Annotated in this window: 4 protein-coding genes; all 4 read right to left on the bottom strand. The window is 66.4% G+C overall.

The window, feature by feature from the left end:
• Positions 1 to 47: 47 nt before the first annotated feature.
• Complete coding sequence (gene sufD, locus B3T77_RS00220; protein WP_292075908.1) at positions 48 to 1,070, bottom strand: Fe-S cluster assembly protein SufD; 1,023 nt, start codon at positions 1,068 to 1,070, stop codon at positions 48 to 50.
• The gene (gene sufC / locus B3T77_RS00215) at positions 1,067 to 1,816 is read right to left on the bottom strand and encodes a Fe-S cluster assembly ATPase SufC (RefSeq protein ID WP_292075905.1); all 750 of its coding nucleotides are present in this window, start codon (positions 1,814 to 1,816) and stop codon (positions 1,067 to 1,069) included. The genes sufD and sufC overlap by 4 nt, the downstream gene beginning before the upstream one ends.
• A gap of 13 nt (positions 1,817 to 1,829) precedes the next feature.
• The gene (gene sufB / locus B3T77_RS00210) at positions 1,830 to 3,296 is read right to left on the bottom strand and encodes a Fe-S cluster assembly protein SufB (protein WP_292075902.1); all 1,467 of its coding nucleotides are present in this window, start codon (positions 3,294 to 3,296) and stop codon (positions 1,830 to 1,832) included.
• On the bottom strand, positions 3,296 to 4,303 hold a 1,008-nt coding region (locus tag B3T77_RS00205; protein WP_292075899.1), incomplete at its 5' end, for a cysteine desulfurase family protein. The genes B3T77_RS00205 and sufB, both read right to left, overlap by 1 nt.

Raw genomic sequence — 4,303 nt, 5'->3', positions numbered from 1 at the left:
TCCACCACCCTGCGGGCGGTCCCCCTCCCCCGACGGGGGAGGATTACTCATAGTCGCGCCGTCAGCCATTCCCGCGCCACCTCTCTCGCGCCCTCATGCTCGATCCGGTCGATGACCTCGATCAGAAAGGCCTGGGTCAGCAGGGCGCGGGCTTCGTCGGCCGGAATGCCGCGCTGCTGCATGTAGAACAGGGCGCTCTCGTCCAGCGTCCCCACCGTATTGCCGTGCGCGCACTGCACGTCGTCGGCATAGATGATCAGTTCCGGCTTGGCGTCGATCTCGGCCCGCTCGGAGGCGATCAGGGCGTGGTGGCCCATGCGCGCATCGGTGCCGTCGGCGCCGCGCTCGACCACGATCTTGCCCTGGAAGACGCCGCGCGCCGTGTCGCGGGCCACCCCTTTGATCAGTTGCGAGGTCGCGCCGTCGTGTTCGACATGACGCACCACGCTGGTCAGGTCCGCATGACGCGATCCGTTCAGCAGATACAGACCGTCGGCCTGAACCTGCGCACCCTGGGCATAGTGAGTGATGCGCGTCTCGATCCGCTGCAGCTTGGCGCCGGTCGTGACGATAGTCTGGCGATAGACGCCGCCCGCCTCGACCTTCACATGGGCCTCGGCGATGGAGATGGCGTCTTCCGGCTCCTCGACCAGGACGACGCGCGTCACCTCGGCGCCGGCCGCCACGTCCAGTTCCAGCGTATTGTGCGCGACATAGGCCGAGCCCGCGCCCTCGTGCGTCTCCAGAAGCAGCAGCTTGGCGCCGGCGCGCGCCGACACCCGCGCGCTGGCCGTGTGACCCGTGCCGACGGCGTCCGACACATAGCGCAATCGCAGGGTCCGCTCGCCCGAGGCTATGAAGTCGGTCACGCCCACGGCGCGCCCGTTGGCGAAGACGATCGCCTCACCGCCCAGATCATAAAACGGTCCCGGCGGCCCGACCTCGGCCGTACCCGACGGCTCCGGCGCGGCGCGAAGATACCGTTTCAGGTCGCTGTATTTCCACGCCTCAATGCGCCTTGACGGATAGGTCTCGGCGTCGGTCAGGTCGAGGGCGAAGACCGCGCTCATGCAGCTTGCGGCAGATACTTATCGTACCCTTCCGCCTCCAGCTCCAGCGCCAGTTCCGGCCCGCCCGACGCCACGATCCGACCGCCGGCCAGCACATGCACCCGGTCCGGTTTAATGTAGTCGAGCAGGCGCTGATAGTGCGTAATGACCAGCATGGCGCGGTCGGGACGACGCAGCGCATTCACCCCTTCCGACACGATGCGCAGGGCGTCGATGTCCAGGCCGGAATCGGTCTCGTCCAGAATCAGCAGCGACGGCTCCAGCAGAGCCATCTGCAGGATCTCCATCCGCTTCTTCTCACCGCCGGAGAAGCCGACATTCAGCGGCCGCTTCAGCATGTCGAAGTCCATCTTCAGCGCCTTTGACGCCTCGCGAACCAGCTTCAGGAAAGCGGGCGCCGCCACCTCCTCCTCGCCCCGCGCGCGCTTTTGCGCGTTCAGCGCCGTCCGCACGAAGGTCAGGGCCGGCACGCCGGGGATCTCGATCGGATACTGGAACGACAGGAAGACGCCCTCGGCCGCCCGTTCAGCCGGGTTCAACGCCAGAAGGTCCTCGCCCGACCATTCGACAGACCCTTGCGTCGCCTCATAGCCCGGCCGTCCCGACAGGGCGTAACCCAACGTCGATTTCCCGGCCCCGTTCGGCCCCATGATGGCGTGAACCTCGCCTGCGGGAACGTCGAGAGTCAGACCCTTGAGGATCGGCTTTTCGCCGACAGAGACGTGGAGGTTATTGATGTTAAGCATTGTTTCTTCTTGATTATCCAACCGATCCTTCGAGGCTGATCGCCACCAGCTTCTGCGCCTCGACGGCGAACTCCATCGGCAGTTTCTGCATCACGTCGCGCACGAAGCCGTTGACCAGCAGGGCCACGGCCTCCTCCTGCGACAGCCCGCGTTGTTGGGCGTAGAACAGCTGGTCGTCCGACAGGCGCGTCGTCGTCGCCTCGTGCTCCAGCTGGGCCGAGCCGTTGCGGGCCTCGATATAGGGGGTGGTGTGCGAGCCGCAGTCCTTGCCGATCAGCAGGCTGTCGCACTGGGTGAAGTTGCGCACCCCTGTTGCCTTCGGATGCACCGAGACCAGACCGCGATAGGTCGAATCCGACCGGCCCGCCGACACCGCCTTGGCGATGATCCGCGACTTCGAGTTCTTGCCCAGGTGGATCATCTTGGTGCCGGTGTCGGCCTGCTGATGTCCGTTGGTGATGGCGATGGAATAGAACTCGCCGGACGACTCCTCGCCCTTCAGGATGCAGGACGGATATTTCCAGGTCACGGCCGAGCCGGTCTCGACCTGGGTCCACGACACCTTGGACCGATCGCCCCGGCAGTCGGCGCGCTTGGTCACGAAGTTGTAGATGCCGCCCTTGCCCTCGGCGTCGCCCGGATACCAGTTCTGGACGGTCGAATATTTCACCTCGGCGTCGTCCAGCGCCACGATCTCGACCACGGCCGCATGCAGCTGGTTCTCGTCGCGCATCGGCGCGGTGCAGCCCTCAAGGTAGGAGACGTAAGCTCCCTTGTCGGCGATGATCAGGGTCCGTTCGAACTGGCCCGTCTGGCTGGCGTTGATGCGGAAATAGGTCGACAGCTCCATCGGGCATTTGACGCCCGGCGGGATGTAGACGAACGAGCCGTCCGAAAAGACCGCGCTGTTCAGCGCTGCGAAATAGTTGTCCGAGACCGGCACCACCGACCCCAGATATTGCCGCACCAGTTCAGGATATTCGCGCAAAGCCTCGGAAATCGGCATGAAAATCACGCCGACCTTGGCCAGTTCCTCCTTGAAGGTCGTGACCACCGACACGCTGTCGAACACGGCGTCCACGGCGACCTTGGGCGCGCCCTGCACCCCGGCCAGCACTTCCTGCTCCTTCAGCGGGATGCCCAGCTTCTTGTAGATCTCCAGGATCTCGGGATCGACCTCGTCCAGCGACTTGGGCCCGTCCTTCTTCTTGGGCGCCGCATAGTAGAACAGGTCCTGATAGTCGACCGGCTCGTAACGGACCGCCGCCCAGGTGGGCTCCTCCATCGCCAGCCAGCGCTCATAGGCGGCCAGACGCCATTCCAGCATCCACTCCGGCTCGCCCTTCTTTTCGGAAATGAAGCGCACGATCTCAGCGCTCAATCCCTTGGGCGCATATTCCGTCTCGATGTCGGACGTGAAGCCGTGCTCGTACTTCTCCAGCGCGGCGACGGCGTCGATGGTTTCCTTGACGGCGGCCATCAGGCGACCTCTCTCACGCGCTCGGCGGCGCGCGTCTTGTGCTTGTTATAGGCGGCGACCCAGGCGTCGGCGAACCTTGCCCAGTCGCTCTCGACCGAGCCCCAGCCGCCGGAGACGCGCACGCCCCCGGTCGCCAGCGCATTCAGGCCCATGGCGCTGATGGTCTTGGACGGCTTGACCTTGCCCGACGAACAGGCCGAGCCGGCCGACACCATAACGCCCGTCAGATCCAGGGTGATCAGTTGCTGCGGGCTGTCCCAGCCCTCGACGGCCATGAACAGGGTGTTGGGCAGCCGCGCTGCGTCGCCGCCGATGATGGTCGCGCCTGCGGCCTTGACCTTGGCTTCGGCTGCATCGCGCCAAGCGACATGCGAGGCCATCGTTTCCAGATCCCGCGCGGCGCAATCGGCCGCGACGCCGAACCCGGCGATGCCCGGCACATTCTCGGTCCCGGCGCGCAGGCCCCGCTCCTGCCCCGCGCCGTGCAGGATCCGCACGCCCGACAGACCTTCCTTGAAGATCAGGGCGCCCACGCCCTGCGCCCCGCCCAGCTTGTGCGCCGACAGGGTCAGGGTGTCCGCGTCCAGCGCGCGCATATCGACCGCGATCTTGCCCGCCGACTGGATTGCGTCGACATGCAGCCAGCCGCCCGCCGCCCGCACCAGAGCCGCCGCCTCGGCGATCGGCTGGATGACGCCGCTTTCGTTGTTCGCATGATGGATGGCGACCACGGCCCGGCCCGGGCGGTTCAGCGCCTCCGCCAGCCAGTCCAGATCGACCACGCCGTTCGCATCGACCGGCAGCACCTCGACCGGCGCCCCCGCATTCGCCGCCGTCTCGGCCACGCACGGATGTTCGGTCGCCGACACGATCAGCCGCTCGCAGCCGGCCGCCAAGGCGCTGGCGATGCCCTGGGCGTTGGCTTCCGTGCCGCCTGAGTTGAACACCACCGCCGTCGGATCGGCCCCGACCAGGTCCGCGACCTGCGCCCGCGCGGTTTCGACCCG

This window comes from Brevundimonas sp. UBA7838, assembly GCF_002500885.1.
Classification (GTDB): Bacteria; Pseudomonadota; Alphaproteobacteria; order Caulobacterales; family Caulobacteraceae; genus Brevundimonas; species Brevundimonas vesicularis_C.
Note: the sequence above shows the minus strand (reverse complement) of the source record. Positions and strands in the feature narration are given on the sequence as shown.